Annotated in this window: 17 protein-coding genes; 11 read left to right on the top strand and 6 right to left on the bottom strand. The window is 73.3% G+C overall.

Translation table 11 applies throughout. The features are described 5' to 3' along the window. Positions 1 to 88: 88 nt before the first annotated feature. The 5 genes from F9278_RS38525 to F9278_RS38545 all read left to right on the top strand — a co-directional run bounded on the left by F9278_RS38525 (position 89) and on the right by F9278_RS38545 (position 6,472). Entirely contained in the window at positions 89 to 1,618 is a 1,530-nt protein-coding gene (locus F9278_RS38525; protein ID WP_152172432.1) for a cellulose-binding domain-containing protein, read from the top strand. Between the two features lie 264 nt (positions 1,619 to 1,882). Then, positions 1,883 to 2,968 carry a ribosome small subunit-dependent GTPase A gene (rsgA, locus tag F9278_RS38530; protein WP_152172433.1) on the top strand — a complete coding sequence of 362 codons (1,086 nt, stop codon included), beginning with the start codon at positions 1,883 to 1,885 and terminating at the stop codon, positions 2,966 to 2,968. 108 nt (positions 2,969 to 3,076) lie between these two features. After that, positions 3,077 to 4,597 carry a DNA-3-methyladenine glycosylase 2 family protein gene (locus tag F9278_RS38535; RefSeq protein ID WP_226967132.1) on the top strand — a complete coding sequence of 507 codons (1,521 nt, stop codon included), beginning with the start codon at positions 3,077 to 3,079 and terminating at the stop codon, positions 4,595 to 4,597. Then, entirely contained in the window at positions 4,594 to 5,112 is a 519-nt protein-coding gene (locus F9278_RS38540) for a methylated-DNA--[protein]-cysteine S-methyltransferase (protein WP_152172434.1), read from the top strand. The genes F9278_RS38535 and F9278_RS38540 overlap by 4 nt, the downstream gene beginning before the upstream one ends. 79 nt (positions 5,113 to 5,191) lie before the next feature. Continuing rightward, the gene (locus F9278_RS38545; RefSeq protein ID WP_152172435.1) at positions 5,192 to 6,472 is read left to right on the top strand and encodes an SGNH/GDSL hydrolase family protein; all 1,281 of its coding nucleotides are present in this window, start codon (positions 5,192 to 5,194) and stop codon (positions 6,470 to 6,472) included. Between the two features lie 13 nt (positions 6,473 to 6,485). On the opposite strand, the gene F9278_RS38550 is transcribed toward F9278_RS38545, so the two are convergent. After that, positions 6,486 to 6,968 carry a DUF456 domain-containing protein gene (locus tag F9278_RS38550; protein WP_152172436.1) on the bottom strand — a complete coding sequence of 161 codons (483 nt, stop codon included), beginning with the start codon at positions 6,966 to 6,968 and terminating at the stop codon, positions 6,486 to 6,488. 56 nt (positions 6,969 to 7,024) lie between these two features. Then, positions 7,025 to 8,008 carry a TrmB family transcriptional regulator gene (locus F9278_RS38555; protein WP_152172437.1) on the bottom strand — a complete coding sequence of 328 codons (984 nt, stop codon included), beginning with the start codon at positions 8,006 to 8,008 and terminating at the stop codon, positions 7,025 to 7,027. Between the two features lie 404 nt (positions 8,009 to 8,412). Here F9278_RS38555 and F9278_RS49090 point away from each other — a divergent pair, with 404 nt between their 5' ends. Together F9278_RS49090 and F9278_RS38565 are read left to right on the top strand one after the other, a co-directional pair. Continuing rightward, a complete protein-coding gene (locus F9278_RS49090) occupies positions 8,413 to 10,353 on the top strand; it encodes a protein phosphatase 2C domain-containing protein (RefSeq protein ID WP_152172438.1) in 1,941 nt (646 codons plus the stop codon). A 504-nt stretch (positions 10,354 to 10,857) separates the two neighbouring features. Continuing rightward, a complete protein-coding gene (locus F9278_RS38565) occupies positions 10,858 to 11,280 on the top strand; it encodes an ATP-binding protein (protein WP_152174385.1) in 423 nt (140 codons plus the stop codon). Positions 11,281 to 11,384: 104 nt separating this feature from the next. Here the strand turns inward: F9278_RS38565 and F9278_RS38570 are convergent, their stop codons facing one another. Together F9278_RS38570 and F9278_RS38575 are read right to left on the bottom strand one after the other, a co-directional pair. Beyond that, positions 11,385 to 12,437 (bottom strand): DUF2637 domain-containing protein, encoded by a 1,053-nt coding sequence (locus F9278_RS38570; RefSeq protein ID WP_152172439.1) that lies wholly within the window; start codon positions 12,435 to 12,437, stop codon positions 11,385 to 11,387. Between the two features lie 336 nt (positions 12,438 to 12,773). After that, a complete protein-coding gene (locus F9278_RS38575; protein WP_404818980.1) occupies positions 12,774 to 13,640 on the bottom strand; it encodes a (2Fe-2S)-binding protein in 867 nt (288 codons plus the stop codon). Positions 13,641 to 13,838: 198 nt separating this feature from the next. Here F9278_RS38575 and F9278_RS38580 point away from each other — a divergent pair, with 198 nt between their 5' ends. Further along, positions 13,839 to 14,735, top strand: a complete 897-nt coding sequence (locus tag F9278_RS38580) for a GntR family transcriptional regulator (protein ID WP_193241830.1) — start codon at positions 13,839 to 13,841, stop codon at positions 14,733 to 14,735. Positions 14,736 to 14,999: 264 nt separating this feature from the next. Here F9278_RS38580 and F9278_RS38585 read toward each other — a convergent pair whose 3' ends face one another. Beyond that, positions 15,000 to 15,776, bottom strand: coding sequence for a hypothetical protein (locus F9278_RS38585; RefSeq protein ID WP_152172441.1), 777 nt, complete (start codon positions 15,774 to 15,776; stop codon positions 15,000 to 15,002). A gap of 338 nt (positions 15,777 to 16,114) precedes the next feature. Beyond that, positions 16,115 to 17,788: a PucR family transcriptional regulator gene (locus F9278_RS38595; RefSeq protein WP_152172442.1), complete on the bottom strand. Its 1,674-nt coding sequence runs from the start codon at positions 17,786 to 17,788 to the stop codon at positions 16,115 to 16,117. Between the two features lie 264 nt (positions 17,789 to 18,052). Here F9278_RS38595 and F9278_RS38605 point away from each other — a divergent pair, with 264 nt between their 5' ends. The 3 genes from F9278_RS38605 to F9278_RS38615 are packed head-to-tail and all read left to right on the top strand — an operon-like array spanning position 18,053 to position 21,971. Beyond that, on the top strand, positions 18,053 to 18,943 hold the full coding sequence (locus F9278_RS38605) for an FAD binding domain-containing protein (RefSeq protein ID WP_152172444.1): 891 nt from the start codon (positions 18,053 to 18,055) through the stop codon (positions 18,941 to 18,943). After that, positions 18,943 to 19,545, top strand: coding sequence for a (2Fe-2S)-binding protein (locus F9278_RS38610; protein WP_152172445.1), 603 nt, complete (start codon positions 18,943 to 18,945; stop codon positions 19,543 to 19,545). The genes F9278_RS38605 and F9278_RS38610 overlap by 1 nt, the downstream gene beginning before the upstream one ends. A gap of 2 nt (positions 19,546 to 19,547) precedes the next feature. Beyond that, complete coding sequence (locus F9278_RS38615) at positions 19,548 to 21,971, top strand: xanthine dehydrogenase family protein molybdopterin-binding subunit (protein WP_152172446.1); 2,424 nt, start codon at positions 19,548 to 19,550, stop codon at positions 21,969 to 21,971. Positions 21,972 to 22,069 lie beyond the last annotated feature (98 nt).

The following is a 22,069-nucleotide window of genomic DNA, read 5'->3' on the forward strand; positions in this document are numbered from 1 at the left end:
CAAGATGGTCCCCTTAACTCCCTTGAATCAGAGGGTAGTTGACCATTTTTGCGAAATTCCCCCCTCGCTCTGTGGATGCAGGAGACCCATGCCCGACCTGCCGAAGCCCCAGGACGCCGCCGAGGCCGCGCTGTTCTCGGAGTGCTGGGACGCGGTCCTGTCGTACGCCGACCTGTGCACGTCCGGTTCGACCGCGGCCACCCAACTGGCCACCGAGGCCTTCACGAACGGCATGCACGAGGCGCACGCCCTGGAATTCGAGGCAGTCGCGGAGCGCGGCGTCGGACGGCGCGCTCCGCGACTGCCTCGAATACCGTTCCTCCTGACCTGGGTCAGGACCACCGCCGCGGCCTGGGAGACCAACGGCCAGGGCCACCGCCTCGACCCCGAACTGCGGCTGTGGCTCAACTCGGACAAGGCCGCCCGGTACACCGGCCCGCCGCTGCACCGCCCCCTCGCCCTGCGCGCCCTGCGCGACATGCAGGAACCCGACGCGGCCCTGCTGTGGCTGGCCGAGGTCGAATCGCTGCCGCTGGGCTCGGTGGCCCGCCGGCTCGGCCTCGACCCGGTGGTCGCCAGGACCGAACTCGACCAGATCCGGGCGCTGTTCAGGGACCGGTGCCACCGCAGCCAACTCGACGCGCCCATGAACCCCGACTGCCGCGGCTACGCCCGGCTGCTGGACGCGGTCACCCGCTCACCCGGCACCGACACCCCCGAGGACCTCTCGCGGCACCTCGCCACCTGTGTGGAGTGCGCCGAGGCCGCGGCCTGCCTCGGTCTGCACGGCGGCGGACTGCCCGCCGCGCTCGCCAGCGGGGTGATCGGCTGGAGCGGACTCGCCTACCTGGAGCGCCGCCGCCGCGCCGCCGACGCCGGGCTGCTCCCCGGGCGCGCGGACTCCACCGGCACCGATCGGGGACTCTCGCCGGGCAAGGAACAGCGGCCCCGGTTCGGCCGCAACGGCCTGCTCGCCGGAGCCGGACTCGTCTCCGTACTGGCCCTCGCCGTCTCCCTCATGCCCTTCGGTGAGGACGACACCGTCACCGACGCGTCCGCCGGAGATACCTCGGTGGTGCAGCAGGACCCGAGGTTCCCGGTCACCGGATCCCCGTCCGGCGGCGACTCCGAACTGCAGAGCACGACACGGCCCCAGGAGACCGGTTCCGACGCCGACGAGGGCGAGGCCGACAAGGACGGCAAGGGCGACGGCAACACCAACGAGGAGCCCCAGGGCGACGCCTCGACACCGGCCCGCGTCAGCCATGAGCCCGTCGACCCCGGCAAGTCCTCCGACGCCACCTGCCACGTCCGCTACCAGATCGTCAACGAGTGGCCCGGCGGCTTCCAGGCGACCGTCACCGTCACCTCCGCCAAGGCCGTCGACGGCTGGCGCGTCGGCTGGACCCACGCCGCCGACCAGCGCGTCACCCAGATGTGGGACGGCACCTTCGACCAGGACGGCTCCAAGGTCACCGTCACCGCCGCCGACTACAACAAGACCGTCGCCGCGGGCGGCACCTTCGGCGTCGGCTTCCTCGGCATCTGGCAGGGCTTCGACAACCCCGACCCCGTCGACTTCACCCTGAACGGGCGCTCCTGCGAGCAGGCGGACTGAACGCGATTTAATCGGTTGACGGGGGTCCATGGGCCCCCGCTAGGGTGAGATCACCGCGCACGGCGGCCGTTTCCGGCCGTCGTCGCCCCCTACGAGTGAGACAGGAGGTGTCGACCAATGGCTGTCACGGCGATGGGCGCTGCCCGCATCCAGGAATCCATTCAGTCCACCTCCGTGGTCACCGGCTGACACCCACTTTCTGTACTTCTTGTACGTTCCGTACGTCTGTACGGCCGCCGGGACCACCCTTGTGAAGGGTCTCCCTTGACTTCCTCTTTCTCCGCCCTCGCCCCCTACGGCTGGGACACCTCCTGGGCGGACGCCTTCGCCCCGTACGACGCCGAAGGGCTGCTCGCCGGGCGGGTCGTCCGGGTCGATCGTGGGCAGTGCGACGTCGTCACCGCGGGCGGTCCGGTGCGGGCCGACACCGCGTTCGTCACCCCTCATGACCCCCTGCGGGTCGTCTGCACGGGCGACTGGGTCGCCGTGGAACCGACGGGCGATCCGCGGTACGTCCGGACGTATCTGCCCCGCCGCAGCGCCTTCGTCCGTTCCACCTCCTCCAAGCGCGCCGAGGGCCAGATCCTCGCCGCGAACGTGGACTACGCGGTCGTCGCCGTGTCCCTGGCCACGGAACTCGACCTCGGCCGCGTCGAACGGTTCCTGGCGCTCGCCTGGGAGTCCGGGGCACAGCCCGTCGTCGTGCTCACCAAGGCCGACCTCGTGCCCGACGCGGTCACGCTCGGGCATCTGGTGCAGGACGTGGAGACCGTCGCGCCCGGCGTCGCCGTGCTCACGGTCAGCTCGGCGCTCGGGGAGGGCCTCGACGTCCTCGCCGCGGTGCTCTCCGGCGGCACCTCCGTGCTGCTCGGGCAGTCCGGCGCCGGAAAGTCGACCCTCGCCAACGCGCTGCTCGGCGAGGACGTCATGGACGTCCAGGCCATCCGGGACGTGGACGGCAAGGGACGGCACACCACGACCACCCGCAACCTCCTCGCCCTGCCCGGCGGTGGGGTCCTCATCGACACCCCCGGGCTGCGCGGCGTCGGCCTCTGGGACGCCGAGAGCGGCGTCGGGCAGGTCTTCGCCGAGATCGAGGCGCTCGCCGCGGACTGCCGTTTCCACGACTGCGCCCACCTCGCCGAGCCCGGCTGCGCGGTCCTCGGCGCGGTCGACTCCGGCGAACTGCCCGAGCGGCGGCTCGACAGCTACCGGAAGCTGCTGCGCGAGAACCAGCGGATCGTGGCGAAGAGCGACGCGCGGGTGCGGGCGGAGATCCGTAAGGAGTGGAAGCGGCGGGGCGCGGAGGGGCGCGCGGCGATGGAGGCGAAGAGGGGTGGCCGGCGTTGAGTTCTGGGCGCGGGTAGGTGGGGGCTGATCGCGCCGTTCCCCGCGCCCCTGGAAGGCATGGGCTGCGCCCCTTGCCTTCCAGGGGCGCAGCCCTTGCCTTCCAGAGCCATGTCCGAAATCCGCCAGCCCTCGGTGTCCGCGTCGTCGACACTTGAGGGCATGAAGGACGAGGACACCAGGTACGAGGCGGTGCGGAGCAGGGACGGGCGGTTCGACGGGGAGTTCTTCTTCGCCGTCGAGACGACCGGGATCTACTGCCGGCCGAGTTGCCCGGCGGTGACACCGAAGCGGGCGAACGTCCGCTTCTACGCGACCGCGGCCGGAGCCCAGGGCGCCGGGTTCCGGGCCTGCCGGAGGTGCCGGCCGGACGCCGTGCCCGGGTCGGCCGAGTGGAACGTGCGCGCGGACGCCGTGGGCCGGGCCATGCGGCTCATCGGGGACGGCGTCGTCGACCGGGAGGGCGTCGCCGGGCTGGCCGTGCGGCTGGGATACAGCGCACGGCAGGTCCAGCGGCAGCTCACCGCCGAGGTCGGCGCCGGGCCCGTCGCCCTGGCCCGCGCGCGGCGCGCCCACACCGCCCGCGTCCTCCTCCAGACGACGGCGCTCCCGGTCACCGAGATCGTCTTCGCGGCCGGTTTCAGCAGCGTGCGCCAGTTCAACGACACGATCAGGGCCGTGTACGCCATGACACCGAGCGCCCTGCGTGCCGGGGCACCCCGGCGGCCCGCCGGCGCGCCGACCGCCGGAATCCCGCTCCGGCTCGCCTACCGGGGCCCCTACCAGTCCACCGCGCTCTTCGACGTCCTCGCCGCCGAGACCGTCACCGGCATCGAGGAGACGACCGGCGGACGCGGCCGGCGCACCTACCGGCGCACCCTCCGCCTCCCCTACGGCACCGCGGTCGCCGAGGTCGACGAACGACCCGGGGGCGGTCGCCGGGGGCCCACGGCCGGTGGCTGGCTCGACGCCCGCCGGGGGCCCACGGCCGGTGGCTGGCTCGACGCCCGGCTGCACCTCACCGACCCCCGGGACCTCACCACCGCCGTGCAACGGCTGCGCCGGCAGTTCGATCTGGACGCCGACCCGTACGCCGTGGACGAGCGCCTCCGCGAGGACCCCCGGCTCGCCCCGCTCGTCGCCGCCCGGCCGGGACTGCGCTCACCGGGCACGGCCGATCCGGACGAGTACGCGGTACGGGCGCTCGTGGGACCCGAGGAAGCGGCTCGGCTCGTACAGGCGTACGGGAAGAGGCTGGACGCCCCGGACGGGACGCTGACGCATCTGTTCCCCGAACCGGCCGCGCTGGCCGGGGCCGACGGCCCGCTCGGGGCCCTCGCCACCGCCCTCGCCGACGGCACCGTCCGCCTCGACGTGGGCGCCGACCGGGACGCCACCGGGACGGCACTGCGCGCGCTGCCGGGCCTGGACGCGCGTACCGTCGCCGCGATCCGCACCCGGGCCCTCGGCGACCCGGACGTGGCACCGCCCGACGAGCCGACGCCGGACACCTGGCGCCCCTGGCGGTCGTACGCCCTCTGCCACCTGCACCACCTCAGCCACCCACGGACACGGTCACCGGAACAGACGCGGGCATCAAAGCCCGTACAGGAACAGGGAGTTCAGTCGTGAGCACCGAGCAAGGGACCTACTGCGCCTTCGTCGACAGCCCCGCCGGGCAACTCCTCCTCACCGCGGACGAGTTCGGCGTTCTCACCTCCCTCTCCGTGCCGGGGCAGAAGGGCGGCCGGGTGCCGCTGCCGGGCTGGACACGCGACCCGGGGCCCTTCCGGGCGGCCGAGGAACAGCTCGCCGCCTACTTCGCCGGTGAACTCAAGGAATTCCGGCTGGAGTCGCGCGGCGAGGGCACCGAGTTCCGGCGGCGGGTCTGGGCCGCGCTCGACGACGTCCCGTACGGCGCGACCACCACGTACGGGGCCATCGCGAGCCGGATCGGCGCGCCGCGCGCCGCCGTCCGCGCCGTGGGCGGCGCGATCGGCGCGAACCCCCTCCTCATCGTCCGCCCCTGCCACCGCGTGATCGGCGCGGACGGCGGCCTCACCGGCTACGCGGGCGGCCTCGACCGCAAGCGCCTCCTGCTCGGTCTGGAGGGCGCGCTCCAGGGCCCCGTGCGGCCAACGGTGTGAGGGGGCGTGCGTGGGGTCGGCGCTCGGGGAAGTGATGAGGGACTTTTTGTCGCTTCCGCCGAGCGAAGGGCGGTCCCGCATGACCGGTACGGTCCGCATCCCCCACCCCACGCGCCTCACGGCCGTCACCCTCGCACTCGCCCTCCTCGCCACACTCGTCCTCGCCTGTGCCCTCCCCGCGAGCGCCGGCGCCTCGGCGGACCCCCGGCGCTGGACCGGCACCTGGGCGGCAGCCGCCTCCGGTACGGCCCCCGCGCTGCCGGGGGCGTCGATCCGCAACGTCGTCCATGTGAGCGTCGGCGGCGACGCGGTACGGGTCCGGATCTCCAACCGGCTCGGCACGGCCCCGCTCCACCTCGGCGCCCTCACCGTCGCGGCCCAGGAACCCGGGGTGCCCGACAGCCCGCACGCGCTGCCGGGTTCCCTGCGGACCGCCACCTTCGGCGGTGCCCCCACGGTCGTCGTCCCGGCGGGCCGGGACCGGGTCACCGACCCCGTCGCACTGCGCGTCCCGGCGCACGGCAACCTCCTCGTCACGCTCCACACCCCGGACGACTCGGGCCCGGCCACCTACCACCGCTCCGCCCGGCAGACCAACTTCCTCGCCCCGGACGGCGATCGGACCGCCGACGAGGACGGCTCCGCGTACACGACGACCCTCGGCAGCTGGTACTACGTCACCGGTGTCGACGTCCTCGGCTCGTCCGCCGCCGGCAGCGTCGTCGCCCTCGGCGACTCGATCACGGACGGCAACGGCTCGACGGCCGACGCCAACCGCCGTTGGCCCGACCGGCTCGCCGAACGGCTGCGCGCGCTGCCCGCCGACCGCCGGCTCGGCGTCCTCAACGCGGGCGTCTCCGGCAACCGGCTGCTGCGCGCGGGCGTCGGCCCGAGCGTCCTGGAACGGTTCGACGCCGACGTACTGACCCGCACCGGCGTCCGTGCGGTGATCGTCATGGCGGGCGTCAACGACATCAAGGGCACCCCGAACGCCACCGACCCGTCCGCCTTCACCGCCGCCTACCGCGACCTCGTGGACCGCGCCCACGCCCGAGGCATCCGCGTCATCGGCGCCACGCTCACCCCGTACGGCGGCCACGGCGCGTACACGGCGGCCCGGGAGCGCGTACGGCAGGCGGTCAACGCCTCGATCCGGGGCGACGGCATCTTCGACGCGGTGGCCGACTTCGACCGGGCCGTCCGCGACCCCCTCCTCCCGCACCGCATCGGCCCCGCGTACGACCCCGGCGACCATCTGCACTTCAACGACGCGGGCATGCGGGCGCTGGCCGACACGATCGACCTGGCCGACCTGGCGGATCAGTCCCGCGTGGCCGATCTGTCCGGCGTGGCGTCCTGAGGGCGGGCCGGTCTCAGACGCCGAAGACCACGCCCACCCACGCGCCCGCGACCAGCAGGCACGCGAAGAGTTCCGTCAGGACGCTGGACCCGCCCGCGCGCATCGCCGTGCGGGTGGCGTCCTTCGCGGCGCCGGAGCGCCCGAGGCGCAGCCGTTCCGAGAGATAGATGCCGCCGACGAAGCCGGGGATCGCGCCCAGCACCGGGACCAGGACGAAACCGAGGAACGCGCCGACACCGGCGAACACGCCCATGCGGGGGGTCGCGCCGCTCTCCGCCAGGCGCCGGGGCGGCAGACCCCAGCGGACCGCCCGGGACACCAGCAGGACGACGGTGGCGCCCACCAGCACCCACCAGGCGCTCGGCCGCGGGTCCTCCAGCGCCCACCACATGACCCCGGCCCATACGAGCCAGGACCCCGGTACGCCGGGCACCAGCACTCCGCACAGGCCGAGCAGCAGCACCACCGCGACCAGCAGGAGTTCCCACGCTCCCATCTGCCCAGGGTGCAGGACCCCGGGAGAAAGCGCAGGTCAAGCGCTGGTCGCTGGGGTCAGTCCCGGGTCACCCAGGCCCGCTCGTACGCATGCCAGCCCAGCTGCAGCCGGGTCGTCACACCGGTCAGCTCCATCAGCCGCTTCACCCGGCGCTGTACGGTCCGCAGGCCCAGATCGAGCTGTTTGGCGACGCTCGCGTCCGTCATCCCGGCCAGCAGCAGGGACAGGATCTCCAGATCGGTGTCGTCGGGGCCGTCGGGGACGTCCTCGGTGACACGGCCGGCGCCGAGCCGCAGCGGCAGCGCCTGCTGCCACACCGACTCGAACAGACCCGACAGCAGCTCCAGCAGACCGCTGGCGTGGACGACCAGGGCGGTGGGCTCGGCGGTGTGCGTGGTGAGCGGGAGCATGGCGAGGGACCGGTCGGCGATCACGAGCTTCGTCGGCACCTCGTCCATGACCCGGACCCGCTCCTCCCGGCCCAGCGCGGCGGACAGCTCGGTCAGACCGGCGTCCTCGTCCAGGACGGCCCGCTCGACCACCACGCGGTAACCGACGCCACGGCCGGTGACCTGCTCCTCGGCGGGATTGTTCTCCGGCCCGGAGACCGCGATCGGGGCACCGGTGACCATGGCGCACACCTCCTCCGTGGCACCGAGCTGAAGCTGCAGGAAGCGCTGCGCTATCGCGGCGGAGCCGATCACCACCTCGACCAGGTCGTGGGCGGCGGGCTCGGCCGCGCTCGCCCGGTACTCCTCGGCGAGCAGCGCCGCCGCCAGCTCGGCCTTCTCCAGCTCGTGCCGCTGCTGGGTGAGCAGGGCGCCCAGGGCCACGCCGGGGGGTGCGGCGACCCAGCGGCCGGGGCGCGCGGAGGACTGGGCGGCGAGACCGTGCCGCTCCAGGCGCCGGAGCGCGCGCTCGGTGTCGTGCTCCCCGAGCGTGAGCCGACGCGCCAGGTCCGGTATGTCGGCGGCGCCCACGGACACCAGGGCGCGGTACGCCGACTCGTGCGTCTCGTCGAGTCCGATCGCTCCCAGCATGCGGTCACGCCCCTCACCGTCTGCCGCACCCTCGCGGCGCGCTGCCGTTCCGCCTCGGCACATCATCACCGCACCGGGTGTCCCGCCGACGCGGCGGGGTCCACAGCTCAATCCCAGGAACATGCCTCACACTCGGGCCGACCGGCCCACGCGCCCGTACCGCGCCCCGGTCACTCCGGCGCCGCCGGGCGGTTTCTCCTGTGGGGGGTGGCACCGCCCGGCGGTCTGATCACGCCGACTCCTCCGCCGCCCCGGATCCCCCCGCTGCCCTCCTCTTTCTCTACTCCCTTGCCTCGCACCGGAGTTCGACATGTAGTCCGACACGCCGTGCGGTCGTCGGCTCCGCGGACCGATTTTCCGGATGCCCCGTTTTCATACGGCTCCTGAGGTGGACAATTAGGGGCATGAGCCAGCAGGGGGAGAGGCCGACCGGTCAAGAGGACGACTGGTGGCGGCAGTTGTACGACGACGCGAGCGGGGACACGGGCCCCTCGGTGGCGGCCGATTCCCTCGACGACCGCTTCGCCTCGGCGGCGGACACGGTGGGGGAGGCGACGGGGGTGCCTGGAGTGCCGGGGGTGCCTGGAGCGCAGGGTGCGTCGAGTGGCTCGGGTGCGTCGAGCGCGCGGGGTGCCTGGGGTGCCGTCCCCGGGACGTCGGGTGCCTGGGCGGCCGTGCCGGGGACGTCGGCCGCCAGGGGAGTGCCGGGCGCCTTGTCGGACCGGGTGCCCCCTCAGGGCTCGCCCGGGGGACCCCTCGGGCGGGACGATCGCGGCAACCGGGCCGGAGGCGACCGCCGGCCGGGCTACCCCTGGGGTCCGGCCCCGAGCCCGGCCCCGCCCCCAACCCCAACCCCAAGCCCGCCCCCAACCCCAACCCCGCCCCCAACCCCAACCTCAAGCCCGGCTCCGGCCGACCCACCACCCGCCGACGCCACCCCCCGTACGCCTGCCGCACCCCGCCCGCCCGTTCCCACCCGACCTTCCCACCCCACCCGGCCCTCCCACCCCTCCCATCCGGCCGTGGACTCCCTCCGCCGCAGCGGTCTCACTCCGCAGCCCGCGCCCTGGGAGCCACCGGCGGCGCAGCCGACGGGCCCGGTGACCTTCCCGCCCGGCCCCACCCCGCCGGGCTTCCGCACGGACCCGCCCCGGCCCCCCACACCCAGGCAGCCACCGTCACCGCCACTCGGCGCGCCCCCCTCACGCCCCCCGACGGAAGTGACACCCGCCTACGGCGCCCGGCGCCCGGCGGACACGCCTTCCGACGCCGCGCCACCGCAGGACGCGCCCCCCGCCGGCATCCCCGAGCCCTCGGACGCCCGGCCCGCCACCCAGCTCGATCTCCCGACCCTCCGGGCGGAGGAGGTCTCGCTGGTCGCCGGGGTCGCGTACGTCGGGTCGGGGCCGCCGACGTACGAGGCGGAGCCGACCGCGTTGCCGACGGCGGACCCGGAGGATCTGGGAGATCTGGTGGCGGACACGGTGCTGGACGGCGCGCGCTACGGGGCGTGCACGCTGCGCGCCGCGTCGCTTCGCGGCGACTCCGCGCGCTACCGCGGCGAGCCACGCCGTGACGCGCTCCTGACCGCCCGCTTCGGCCTCGGCGAACAGGCCCTCGTGCTGGTGGCCATGGCGACCGGCGCCCGCGCCGTCCCGGGCGCCCACCGCGCGGCGGCGGAGGCGTGCCGGTGGATCGGGCGGGCCGTCGGGCTCAGCCAGGTACGGCTGGTGGAGGACATCCGGGCCGCCCGGCGCGGCGATCTCAAGTCCGGGCTGCACCGTCTCACCGACCGCAGCCTCGGCAAACTCCGCGCCAGCGCCGTCGAACAGGGGCTCGACCCCGAGGAGTACACGGCGAGCCTGCGCTGTCTGCTGCTCCCGGCCGACCCCCGGTGCCGTACGCGGGTGTTCTTCGGGGTCGGCGCCGGGGGACTGTTCCGGCTGCGGGACGGGGAGTGGCAGGACATAGAGCCCCGGGTCGCGGACACGGCGGGCGCGCCGGTGGTCGGCTTCGGCTCGCTGCCGCACGAGACCCCCGACGGCGACCGCCTCACCATGGACCTCGGTATCGCGACGCCCCCGAGCCCGTACGAACCCGCGCCCGCGCCGCCGCGCGAACCCTTCCGGTTCCGCGCCTCCGTGGCCCGCGAGGACGACGTCCTCCTCCTGTGCACCGGCGGTCTGGCCGAACCGCTGCGCGGCGAGGCGCCGCTCGCCGAGCATCTGGCGACGCGCTGGGGAGGAGCCGAACCGCCCGGCCTCGCCGCCTTCCTCGCCGACGCCCAGGTCAGGGTCAAGGGCTATGCCGACGACCGTACGGCCGCCGCAGTCTGGGAGGCCTGAGAAGGGCGCCCGGCGGACCGGTGGGGGCGTCAATCAGCCGTGCCCGGCCGAGGGTTGGCCGATACCGGCGCAGGATTCCGGCCAATCAACATCATCGGGGTGAGTGATCCGCCTCACACGGGGTGGTCGAAGTGGTTCGCGCACGTCGTGTCCCGGTGGCGTACGGCCGGATCGGCGGCCCCGCGTGGGAAGTCGTGTCCCGCGGTCGCGGTCGGGCCGGGGGTGTCCGGGGCGGGCGGGGTGCCGGGTTCGTCGGGCTGTGGGGTGGTTTCGCGGGCGGGGAAGCGCTCTCGCAAGGTACCGACAGCTGGCTTGACTCTGTGCGTTTGAAAGCGTACGGAGGGTCATTGACGATTCGACATGAGTGCCGCGATCCGGAGGGGGCATGGATCCCCGTGTACGTGTTCGAGCAGGAGGGGAATCGTCATCGGCTTGTGGGCGGGGGTCATGAAGAGGCAGGCACGAGGGGGCGGTCCCATGGCGATCGGGGCCTCCTCGGCAGAGATGGAGGAGGCGGCCGGCGACGCGGCGGACAGGACCGACGCCGAACAGCTCAGGCGCAGACTCGGGCGGGCGGACCTGAGGGCGGTGCCCGAGGCCCGCAGGGCCCTGCGGGAACTGCTGCGGCAATGGGGGCGGCCGGAACGATCGGAGATAGCGGAACTGCTGACGAGTGAGCTGGTCACCAACGCGCTCATCCACACCGACCACGACGCGGTGCTGACCGCCACCGTCTCACCACGCGGACTCCACGTGGAGGTACGGGACTTCGTGGGGCGCAGGCCCAGACCGAGGGTGCCGCCCGCCGACGACAGCACTCATGGGCGCGGCCTCCTTCTCGTCCAGTCCCTCGCCGACGCCTGGGGGGTACGGCCGCACGGGGTGGGCAAGGCGGTGTGGTTCGACCTCGACGGCGGCCTCACCTAGTTCCATGCCGTGACACCGGAACGGGCAACGGACAGGGGCGCGGCTTCCTGCCGCGCCCCTGTCCGATGTGTGGCACTCGGTGTCCGGTGCCCGCTGTCGCTCGCTCAGCCGAACTGCTGCTCCAGGTCCTTGAGCTTGCGCTCCAGGGAGTCGAGCCGCGGCAGGGCCATGGTGTCGTCCTCCGCGGTGAGGTCGACGGTGATCGACTTGTCAGCGCCGTTGCGGACGGGCTGCAGGGAGGGACGCGAACGCACGGGCAGCTGCTCGGGCGTCGATATGGCGGAGTCCGAGGCGACCTGGGCCGCCGGCACCCGCTCCACGGTGGTGTCGACCTGGCGTCCACCGCCGCCGCCGCCCCGGCCGGGCAGACCCCGGTGGCCACGGCTGATCGCCTTGAGGTGGGCGCGCTCCAGGCGCTCCTGCTCCCGCTTGCGCGACCTGTTCTCCTCCTTCATCCGCTTGTCCTCGCGCACCTCGTCCACGGCCTCGTCCAGGCTGCGCACGCCCTCCAGGAGCATCAGCGACCAGGCCCTGTACGTCTCACGCGGGGCGCGCAGCCAGCGGACCACGCGGATCTGCGGCAGCGGACGCGGGACGAGACCCTGCTCGCGCAGCGCGGCCCGGCGGGTCTGCTTCAGCGCGCGGTCGAACAGCACCGCGGCGGACAGGGACATGCCGGCGAAGAACTGCGGGGCGCCGTCGTGGCCCAGACCCCGGGGCGCGTGCACCCAGTTGAACCAGGCCGCCGCACCGGCGAACGTCCACACCAGTATCCGGGAGCCGAGCGCCGCGTCACCGTGGCTGGCCTCGCGCACCGCGAGGACCGAGCAGAACATGGCGGCGCCGTCGAGGCCGAACGGAACCAGGTACTGCCACCCGTCGGTGAGGCCGAGGTTCTGCTCACCGAAGCCGACCAGGCCGCGGAAGGAGAGCGCGGCGGCGACCGCGGCACAGCAGAAGAGGAGGATGTAGGAGAAGAGACCGTAGAGGCTCTCCTTGCGCCTGCGGCGTTCCTCGCTGCGTTCCCAGGAATCCTCGGTCTTCGCGTGCTCCCCGGCGCGCTTGCCGCGCGCGAGCACCGCAACCGCCGCCAGCATGCCCAGGAGCAGTACGGCGCCCGGAAGCAGCCAGTTCAGCGATATGTCGGTCAATCTCATCAGGGGTCCCTTGCATTGGGATAGGGCGTAACGCCCGCCATAGTGGCCCAATCCTCGCGGCCCTCAGGGGGTTTCGGGGCAAGAGACCGCCAAAGAAGTGCAATGAGTGACGCCAGGCGGCATTCTGCTCGAACTACCGCGCGAGGGACGGGAGTTGAGTGCGAGTGAGATTACCCGTTCGAGTGGTTCCACGGAAAGTTCCTGCGGCAAGTGAGGAATTTGTGAACCAGCTGTAACCAAACGAGAGTCCCACCCGGATTTGATCTTACGGCACATGCCCCGGGCGATCGCCGGGGGGTCGCCAGGCGAGAAGCATCCTCGGGTCGCGAGGGTCCGTCAACTGCTCGCGGCGGCGGTGAGCTTGGTGATCCGGTCCGCCTCGCAGGTGCGCGGGCAGGTGACACAGGTGTCGTCCGGGGCGATCGTGTAGAACATGCAGCAGCTCGCCCGGTCCCGGGTGGGCAGCGACTCGCCGCCGGGGCCGGTCAGTTCACGGAAGCCCGCGGCGCCCACGTACGGCTTGGTCGCGCCCGGCAGCAGCAGCTCCAGCTCGCGTCGGCAGCGCTGGTGCTCGTCGGGGCCGAGGAGTTCGGAGACGTACCAGATCCCCTCGACGATCTCGTCGGTCGCCATGCCCCACAGAGCGCGTCCGCGACGCCGCATCCGGGGGCCGAAGCCGCCGAGGACCGGCTCTATGTGCGCGGCGAAGGCCGCCCGCAACTCGGCCCGCAGCGCCTCCTCGTCCGGGACCACCCGGGCGCCCGGCTCACCGGCCGCCGGATCGTCCGGCAGGCAGCCGAACGTCTCGCCACGCACCACCAGCCGGCTGTGCTCCCGCTGGAACGCCACCTGTCCGGCCGGGAACCGCGGCACCCGGCGCCGCAGGAACCAGGGGACCGTGAAGAGGAGGCAGGCGTACCAGGCGTAGCGGTGCAGTCCGAAGGCCGCCACCACGTCCGGGCGGCCCTCGCGGCCGTAGTCCCGCAGGATCTGGGCCTCGTCCCAGGCGAGGAACGCGTCCAGCTCCGCCCCGGCCGCCGCGAGTCCGGCGGCGGAGACCCACCCCTCGCCCTCGGGCAATGGCTCCGTGGGAGAGAGTTCTGTCACGCTCACCATCGGCAGGACCTCGGTGAGACGCGTGTACGCCGCCGTCATGGGTGACGTGCGCGAAGTGGGGGCCGGTGCCGGAGCTGAGGGGGGCATACGGGGACCGCCGTTTCACCATCGCTGCCAAGTAAGGCTTACCTTACCCGAGATGGTCGAGGTTTGAACTGAGGGCATGTGCGCCTATGGTGCTTTACGACCGGTAACAACCCCAGTAGTGATGTAAGCGCCCCCATGTACCCAGTCGGCCGTCCCGCTCGGCCCGCTCGGCACTCGACTCGGCTCGCAGGAGGACCCGTGGAGCAGGCCGGAACGCGCTCGCGCCAGGCCCCGGCCGCGAGTGCGCCGGACGCCGTCGCCGCTCGTCCGGCGTCGGCCTACCGTGTGCCCGCGCAGCCCGGGGTCGCGGACGTCGACCGGGAGCGGGGCATCGCGGCGGACGGCCGCCCGGCCCCGGTACGCGGCGACACGCGCTCCGGCGACACCCGTCCCGGGGGCGACGCGGCCCGGGGCGAGCACACGCACAGCGAGACGCCGATCCCCCTGCCGCGCACCCCGGGGCGTCCCGTGGTCCAGCGGGCCTCCGTGCGCGGGCAGATCCTCGACGCGCTGCGGGCCGCGCTCGCGGGCGGGGAACTGACCCCGGGCGAGGTGTACTCCGCACCGGCCCTCGGCGAGCGGTTCGGGGTCTCCGCCACCCCCGTGCGCGAGGCGATGCAGCAACTGGCCATCGAGGGCGCGATCGAGGTCGTGCCGAACCGGGGCTTCCGTGTCGTCCGGCGGGGCGCCCGTGAGCTGGCCGAACTCGCGGAGGTGCGGGCCCTGCTCCAGGTGCCGGTGATCGTCCGGCTGGCACATACGGTGCCGGCGGACCGCTGGGGCGAGCTGCGGCCCCTCGCCGACGAGACGGCCCGCGCGGCGTCCTCCGGGTGCCGGGCCACGTACGGCGAGGCGGACCGGGCCTTCCACCGGGGGGTCCTGGGGCTGGCCGGCAACGAGCAGCTGTTGCAGCTCACGGACGATCTCCACAGGCGTACGCAACTGCCGTTGGGTGGTGGGCAGGTGGGGAGCGGGGGGCGTGTCGAGCTGATGGCCGACGCCGCCGAGCACATCGCGTTGCTGGACGCGTTGGTCGCGGGGGACCTGGATGCGGCCTGTTGTCTGGTGGAGAAGCATTTCGGGGCGGTGGGCTGAGGAGCGCCGGCGGCCGCGGGTGCGTGGGGCTTCTCGCGCGGTTCCCCGCGCCCCTGAAAGACCAGGCCCCTGCGGGTCTGAAAGGCGGCGGGGCCGCGGGTCTGAAAGGCAAACGGGGCTGCGGGTCTGAAGGTGACGGTGCCGCGGGCCGAAAAGCACGGGGCGCAGCCCCTGCTTTTCAGGGGCGCGGGGAACTGCGCGACCAGCCCCCACTCACCCGCACCCGCCGACGGAACCCGCACCCCCGAGTCATGACGCGCCGCCTCACGCCGTCGCGGCCGGTGGCGGTGCCAATTGCCGTGCCAGCCACGTCGGCACACCCCCCAGAAGCCGGAACAACCGCCCCGCCTCCTCCCGCAGACGGGACGCCTCCGGCTCGGACTCCGTGTCGGCCAACGACACGAGCGCCGGCGCCGTACCGACGAGATAGCCCAACTCCTCCCGGATCCGCAGCGATTCGGCGAAGCCGTGCCGCGCCTCGGCCAACTCGCCGTCACGGAAGGCGAGTCCGGCGAGATGCCGCCAGGTGAAGGACTGCAGAAGCAGATCGTCGTGGGCGGTCGCCCCGGCGTGCGCCCGCCGGTACGCCGCGCGCGCGGCCTGCGGGGAGCGCGCGAGGTTCTCCGCGACGACACCCCGGCGGAAGTCGAGCAGCGCCCGCCCCGGCGCGCCCGGGGCGATCAGCGCCGCCGCCCGGCCGAGCGCGGCCCGTGCCTCGTCGGCGCGGTCCCGGACGGTGAGCACCGTGGCCGCGTACGCCAGTTGACCGCGTTCACAGGCCGCCGCGCCCCGCTCCTCGTCGGTGCGGGCCTGCGCCTCGGCCGTACGCAGCGCGTCCTCCGCGTCCTCCCAGCCCTGCTCGGTGTAGAGACAGCGCTCGACCAGCAGCGAGGTCCGCTGCAGCGAGGCCTGTGGGGTGTCGGGCTCGATCAGGGCGGCGGCGTCGACCCAGCACGCGCGCGAGCGCAACCGCCACACCGCGGTCTGGAGTGGCTCGTCACCGGCGGTCGTTCCCTCACCAGACATGGCGGAATGCGCCACGTTGCCCTCCCCGGGGTCCTGTCCTTCGGCTCAGCCCGGGGGCGCGGGGCGCGGCACGCGCATCCGCGGCGTTGTCGTCGGTTGCCGACGCTCCGCGTCGACGCCCTCCTCCGCCTTGCGGCTGCACGCACCGCGCCCCGCTCACCGGTGGCGTGGCAAGGCACCGTTCCCCGACTCCGACCTGATCCGAGGGACAGGCCCAGCACGCCCTTGAGCTTTGAGTGGTGGGCGCATCTCAGCACGGATCAAGGGGCCGGGCCAAGGGGGTGGGTGAAGGAATTCACAAAGTCATGGGGTGCGGACGGCGCACTTGGATCTTCGCCCACCACCCCGTGACGTCAACTCATGCGCAGGGCCAGGAAGAAGTCCAGCTTGTCCTCCAGGCGGGAGAGGTCCCGGCCCGTCAACTGCTCGATGCGGCCCACCCGGTACCGCAGCGTGTTGACGTGCAGATGGAGCCGCGCGGCACAGCGCGTCCAGGAGCCGTCGCAGTCGAGGAACGCCTCCAGGGTGGGGATCAGCTCGGCCCGGTGCCGGCGGTCGTAGTCGCGCAGCGGGTCGAGGAGCCGGGCCGTGAAGGCGCGGCGCACGTCGTCGGGGACGAACGGGAGCAGCAGGACGTGCGAGGCCAGTTCCTGGTGGCCGGCCGCGCAGACCCGCCCCGAGCGGGCCGCCGCCACCCGGCGGGCGTGCCGGGCCTCCTCCAGCGCCCCGCGCAACCCCTCGGCCGAGTGCACGGCCGCGCTGACGCCCAGCGTGAGCCGCCCGTCGTCGTCGAGACCGGCGGTCAGCGGGTCCCGTACGGCGGCGAGGAGCGTGTCGGCGTGGAGGCCGGACTCGGAGCCGTCGTGCTCCGCGGAGACCGCCGGGAGGGGGACGAGCGCGATGGCCTCCTCACCCGTGTGGGCGACCGCGATCCGGTCGGACGGCTCGGGGCCCGTCGCCAGTGGGTCGACGAGGATCTCCTCCAGGAGCGCCTGGGTGACCGGGCCGCTGTCGACCTCGCCGCCGTCCCACTCGACCCGGGCGACGACCACCTGCCAGTGCGGCGCCGACCCGAGGCCCGGCAGCAGCACTGGCGCGGCGACCCGCAGCCGGGCCGCGATCTCCGCCGGGGCCGCCCCCGTCTGCACCAGCTCCAGGACCTCCTGGGCGAGCCTGCGCCGAACCGTACGGGCCGCGTCGCGCCGGTCGCGCTCCACCGCGATCAGCTGGGTGACGCCGTACAGCAGGTCGAGCCGCTCGGCGGGCCAGTCCCCGGCGTCGGCCTCGACCGCGAGGAGCCAGTCGGACAGCACGGTCTCGCGCACGTCCCGGGCGGCGCCCGGCGTACGGCCCGTGCTGCTGATCGGGAAGAGGGAGTAGACGGTGGTGCCTACGGCCACGCGGTGCGGGCCGCGCCGCCCGGTACGGGTCGACGCCAGATGCTCGGCGGCCAGCCGGGCGCACAGCTCGGCCGGCAGCGCGGGCCCGGCGACCTTGGGGCCCGCGACCAGGCGGCCGGCCGGGGAGAGCACCCAGGCGCGCAGGTCCAGGTCGGAGCCGAGCAGGTCCAGGACGACGTCCGGGCCGCCGCCCGCCGGGCCGGAGGTCATCATCCGGCGGTGCCGGTCCACCACGGCCGCCAGATCCCCGGCCCGCTCGCCGGAGACCTGCCGTACGACGTGCTCGGTGATCGTCGCGAAGGCCACCGACTCGTTGACCGCGAAGAGCGGCAGCCGGTGCCGGGCGCAGGCCACGACGAGGTCCTCCGGGATGTCGCCCAGCTCGGCCTCGCCGGCGGCCAGCGCGGTGACCCCGGCGCCGGCCAGGATCCGTACGAAGGGCTCGGAGTCGCCGGCGTCGTGGCGCCAGGCGAGGCCCGTGAGCACCAGCTCGCCGCCGGAGAGGTAGCGGCTGGGGTCCCTGAGGTCGGTGGTCATCACACCGCGCACGGTGCGGTCCAGCTCGTCCTCGCCGCCGAGCAGCCTGAGGCCCAGCGCGTCGGTGTCCAGCAGTGCGCGCAGGCGCATTCTCGTCGCCGCCGTTCCTGTGTCGAGAACAAGGATGTTTCTGAGGCAATACCAAGAGGTTGCAGATGCCCTCCGTTCATACGAATCTACAAGATGCGCCCCCTGGCCAGCTAACTCCTTCATGTTTTCCGTGACTGACCGGGGCGCGGGAGAACGCTGTGTACTGAAGCTCACGACACCTGAACAGCACAGGCACGAGCCGGGCCCGCCGCACACGATCTGGCTCAAAGAGAACGACTCCAGACGAAGAAGAGAGCCGGTTCCATGGACTTCCTTCGCCCCGCCAGCTGGGAGGAGGCGCTCGCCGCGAAGGCCGAGCACCCCACCGCTGTGCCGATCGCCGGCGGCACCGATGTGATGGTCGAGATCAACTTCGATCACCGTCGGCCCGAGTATCTGCTCGACCTCGACCGCGTCGGCGAACTCTCCGAGTGGGAGGTCGGGGAGAACACGGTCCGCCTGGGCGCGTCCGTCCCGTACACCCGGATCATGGAGAACCTCCGTACCGAGCTGCCCGGCCTCGCCCTGGCCTCGCACACGGTCGCCTCCCCGCAGATCCGCAACCGCGGCGGCGTCGGCGGAAACCTCGGCACCGCCTCCCCGGCCGGCGACGCCCACCCGGCCCTGCTCGCGGCGGGCGCCCAGGTCGAGGCCGAGTCCGTACGCGGCTCCCGGCTCATCCCCATCGACGACTTCTACACCGGCGTGAAGCGCAACGCGCTCGCGCCCGACGAGCTGATCCGCGCCGTCCACGTCGACAAGGCGGACGGCCCGCAGCAGTACTCCAAGGTCGGCACCCGCAACGCCATGGTCATCGCGGTGTGCGCCTTCGGGCTCGCCCTGCACCCGGCCACCCGCACCGTCCGCACCGGCATCGGCTCGGCCGCGCCGACGCCCGTCCGGGCCAGGGCCGCCGAGGAGTTCCTGAACGCGGCGCTCGACGAGGGCGGCTTCTGGGACGACGGCCGGATCATCACCCCGTCCGTCGCCAAGCAGTTCGCCGACCTGTGCGCCGGCGCGTGCAACCCCATCGACGACGTCCGGGGCACCGCGAGCTACCGCCGCCACGCGGTCGGCGTCATGGCCCGCCGCACGCTGATGTGGACCTGGGAGTCCTACCGCGGCACCGCCCGCGCCACGGAGGGAGTCGCGTAATGCGCGTCAGTTTCACGGTCAACGGCCGTCCGCAGGAAGCCGACGACGTCTGGGAGGGCGAGTCCCTGCTGTACGTGCTGCGCGAGCGGATGGGCCTGCCCGGTTCCAAGAACGCCTGTGAGCAGGGGGAGTGCGGCTCCTGCACAGTCCGTCTGGACGGCGTGCCGGTGTGTTCGTGTCTGGTCGCCGCCGGACAGGTGGAGGGCCGCGAGGTCGTCACGGTGGAGGGGCTCGCGGACTACGCCAAGCAGCGTGCGGAGCACGGCGGTTGCGCGTCCGGTGCGTGCGGTTCGCCCGCGGGGGACGGGACCTCGCCCGACGAGGCCAAGCGGTGGGCGGCCCGGGGCACCGACTCACAGACCGGTGAGGGCACGGAACTCTCCCCGATCCAGCAGGCGTTCATCGACGCCGGTGCCGTGCAGTGCGGCTTCTGCACACCCGGTCTGCTGGTCGCCGCCGACGAGATGCTGGAGCGCACCCCGAACCCGAGCGACGCGGACATCCGCGAGGCGCTGTCGGGCAATCTGTGCCGCTGCACCGGCTACGAGAAGATCATGGACGCGGTGCGCCTCGCCGCCGCCCGGCAGTCCGAAGGGGTCTGACCATGGGAACCACCGGCCTGCCCACCAACCTCACCCAGGGCTCCCGCACCAAGGGCGGCATCGGCGAGTCCACGCTCCGCCCGGACGGCACCCTCAAGGTCACCGGCGAGTTCGCGTACTCCTCCGACATGTGGCACGAGGACATGCTCTGGGGCCAGATCCTGCGCTCCACGGTCGCCCACGCCGAGATCCTCTCCATCGACACGGGCGAGGCCCTGGCCACGCCCGGCGTCTACGCCGTGATGACGTACGACGACCTGCCGACCGACGTACGGAACTACGGCCTGGAGATCCAGGACACCCCCGTCCTCGCCCACGGCAAGGTCCGCCACCACGGCGAGCCCGTCGCGATCGTCGCCGCCGACCACCCGGAGACCGCGCGCCGCGCCGCCGCCAAGATCAAGGTGGAGTACCGCGAACTGCCGGTCATCACCGACGAGGCCTCCGCGACCGCCCCGGACGCCGTCCTCGTCCACGAGGGCCGCGACGACCTCCCCCAGTCTCAACTTCGTTCGACCGGGGGGACCCCCCTCTTCGCGCGTGTCGCCCATCCGAACATCGTCCACCGGCAGCCGATCATCCGCGGCGACGTGGCGGCGGCCCGCGAGCGCGCGGACGTGATCGTCGAGGGCGAGTACGTCTTCGGCATGCAGGACCAGGCCTTCCTGGGCCCCGAGTCCGGACTCGCCGTGCCCGCCGAGGACGGCGGCGTCGACCTCTACATCGCCACCCAGTGGCTCCACTCCGACCTGCGCCAGATCGCGCCCGTCCTCGGGCTGCCCGAGGACAAGATCCGGATGACGCTGGCCGGCGTCGGCGGGGCCTTCGGCGGGCGCGAGGACCTGTCGATGCAGATCCACGCCTGTCTGCTCGCGCTGCGCACCGGCAAACCGGTCAAGATCGTCTACAACCGTTTCGAGTCCTTCTTCGGGCACGTCCACCGCCACCCCGCGAAGCTGCACTACGAGCACGGGGCGACCCGCGACGGCAAGCTCACCCACCTCAAGGCCCGCATCGTCCTGGACGGCGGCGCCTACGCCTCCGCCTCCCCGGCGGTGGTCGGCAACGCGGCCTCGCTCGGCGCCGGACCGTATGTCGTCGAGGACGTCGAGATCGAGGCCGTCGCCCTCTACACCAACAACCCGCCCTGCGGCGCGATGCGCGGCTTCGGCGCGGTCCAGGCCTGCTTCGCCTACGAGGCGCAGATGGACAAGCTGGCGGCGAGGCTCGGCATGGACCCGGTGGAGCTGCGGCAGCTCAACGCCATGGAACAGGGCACCCTGCTGCCCACCGGCCAGCCCGTCGACTCCCCGGCGCCGGTCGCCGAACTCCTGCGCCGCGTCAAGGCGATGCCCTTGCCGCCGGAGCAGCAGTGGCTCGCGGCGGGCGAGGCGGCGGACGTACGACAGCTGCCGGGCGGCCTCTCCAACACCACCCACGGCGAGGGTGTCGTCCGGGGCGTCGGCTACGCGGTCGGCATCAAGAACGTCGGCTTCTCCGAGGGCTTCGACGACTACTCGACGGCGCGGGTGCGGATGGAGGTCGTGGGCGGAGAGCCCGTCGCCACCGTCCACACGGCCATGGCGGAGGTCGGTCAGGGCGGTATCACCGTCCACGCGCAGATCGCCCGCACGGAACTGGGCGTCGCCCAGGTGACCATCAACCCGGCCGACACACAGGTCGGTTCGGCCGGTTCGACCTCCGCGTCCCGGCAGACGTACGTCACGGGCGGCGCGGTGAGGAACAGCTGCGAACTGGTCCGGGAGAAGGTGCTGGAGCTGGGCCGCCGCAAGTTCGGCACCTACCATCCGGCCTGGGCCACGGCCGAGTTGGTGCTGGAGGGCGGCAAGGTCGTCACCGACGGCGGTGAGGCGCTGGCCGATCTGGCGGACGTCCTCGGTGACGAGGCCGTCGAGGTCGAGGCGGAGTGGCGGCACCGGCCGACCGAACCGTTCGATCTGCGGACCGGGCAGGGCTTCGGACATGTCCAGTACTCCTTCGCCGCGCACCGGGCGGTCGTCGAGGTCGACACCGAGCTGGGCATGGTCAAGGTCGTCGAACTGGCCTGCGCGCAGGATGTCGGCAAGGCGCTCAACCCGCTGTCCGTGGTGGGCCAGATCCAGGGCGGTACGACCCAGGGGCTGGGCATCGCGGTCATGGAGGAGATCGTCGTCGACCCGAAGACCGCGAAGGTGCGCAATCCGTCCTTCACGGACTACCTCATCCCCACGATCCTCGACACGCCGACCATCCCCGTCGACGTGCTCGAACTCGCCGACGATCACGCGCCGTACGGGTTGCGTGGGGTCGGTGAGGCGCCGACCCTGTCGTCGACTCCGGCCGTCCTCGCGGCGATTCGCTCCGCGACGGGGTTGGAACTGAACCGGACGCCGGTGCGGCCGGAGCATTTGACCGGTACGGCTTAGGGGGCGCCGGGCGCCTGTGAACTCGGGGGTGCGGGTTCGTCGGCGACCGCGGGCCCGGTGGGGGCTGGCCGCGCAGTTCCCCGCGCCCCTGAAGAGCC

The organism is Streptomyces phaeolivaceus (assembly GCF_009184865.1).
Lineage (GTDB): Bacteria > Actinomycetota > Actinomycetes > Streptomycetales > Streptomycetaceae > Streptomyces > Streptomyces phaeolivaceus.

Excerpts from the sequence above, each read along its gene's own strand:
- F9278_RS49090 (WP_152172438.1), top strand. The coding sequence starts at position 8,413 with ATGAGCCAGCAGGGGGAGAGGCCGACCGGTCAAGAGGACGACTGGTGG.
- F9278_RS38550 (WP_152172436.1), bottom strand. The coding sequence starts at position 6,968 with ATGGGAGCGTGGGAACTCCTGCTGGTCGCGGTGGTGCTGCTGCTCGGC.
- F9278_RS38570 (WP_152172439.1), bottom strand. The coding sequence starts at position 12,437 with ATGAGATTGACCGACATATCGCTGAACTGGCTGCTTCCGGGCGCCGTA.
- F9278_RS38555 (WP_152172437.1), bottom strand. The coding sequence starts at position 8,008 with ATGCTGGGAGCGATCGGACTCGACGAGACGCACGAGTCGGCGTACCGC.
- F9278_RS38615 (WP_152172446.1), top strand. The coding sequence starts at position 19,548 with ATGGGAACCACCGGCCTGCCCACCAACCTCACCCAGGGCTCCCGCACC.
- F9278_RS38565 (WP_152174385.1), top strand. The coding sequence starts at position 10,858 with ATGGAGGAGGCGGCCGGCGACGCGGCGGACAGGACCGACGCCGAACAG.
- F9278_RS38575 (WP_404818980.1), bottom strand. The coding sequence starts at position 13,640 with ATGCCCCCCTCAGCTCCGGCACCGGCCCCCACTTCGCGCACGTCACCC.
- F9278_RS38535 (WP_226967132.1), top strand. The coding sequence starts at position 3,077 with ATGTCCGAAATCCGCCAGCCCTCGGTGTCCGCGTCGTCGACACTTGAG.
- F9278_RS38545 (WP_152172435.1), top strand. The coding sequence starts at position 5,192 with ATGACCGGTACGGTCCGCATCCCCCACCCCACGCGCCTCACGGCCGTC.
- F9278_RS38610 (WP_152172445.1), top strand. The coding sequence starts at position 18,943 with ATGCGCGTCAGTTTCACGGTCAACGGCCGTCCGCAGGAAGCCGACGAC.
- F9278_RS38525 (WP_152172432.1), top strand. The coding sequence starts at position 89 with ATGCCCGACCTGCCGAAGCCCCAGGACGCCGCCGAGGCCGCGCTGTTC.
- F9278_RS38605 (WP_152172444.1), top strand. The coding sequence starts at position 18,053 with ATGGACTTCCTTCGCCCCGCCAGCTGGGAGGAGGCGCTCGCCGCGAAG.
- F9278_RS38595 (WP_152172442.1), bottom strand. The coding sequence starts at position 17,788 with ATGCGCCTGCGCGCACTGCTGGACACCGACGCGCTGGGCCTCAGGCTG.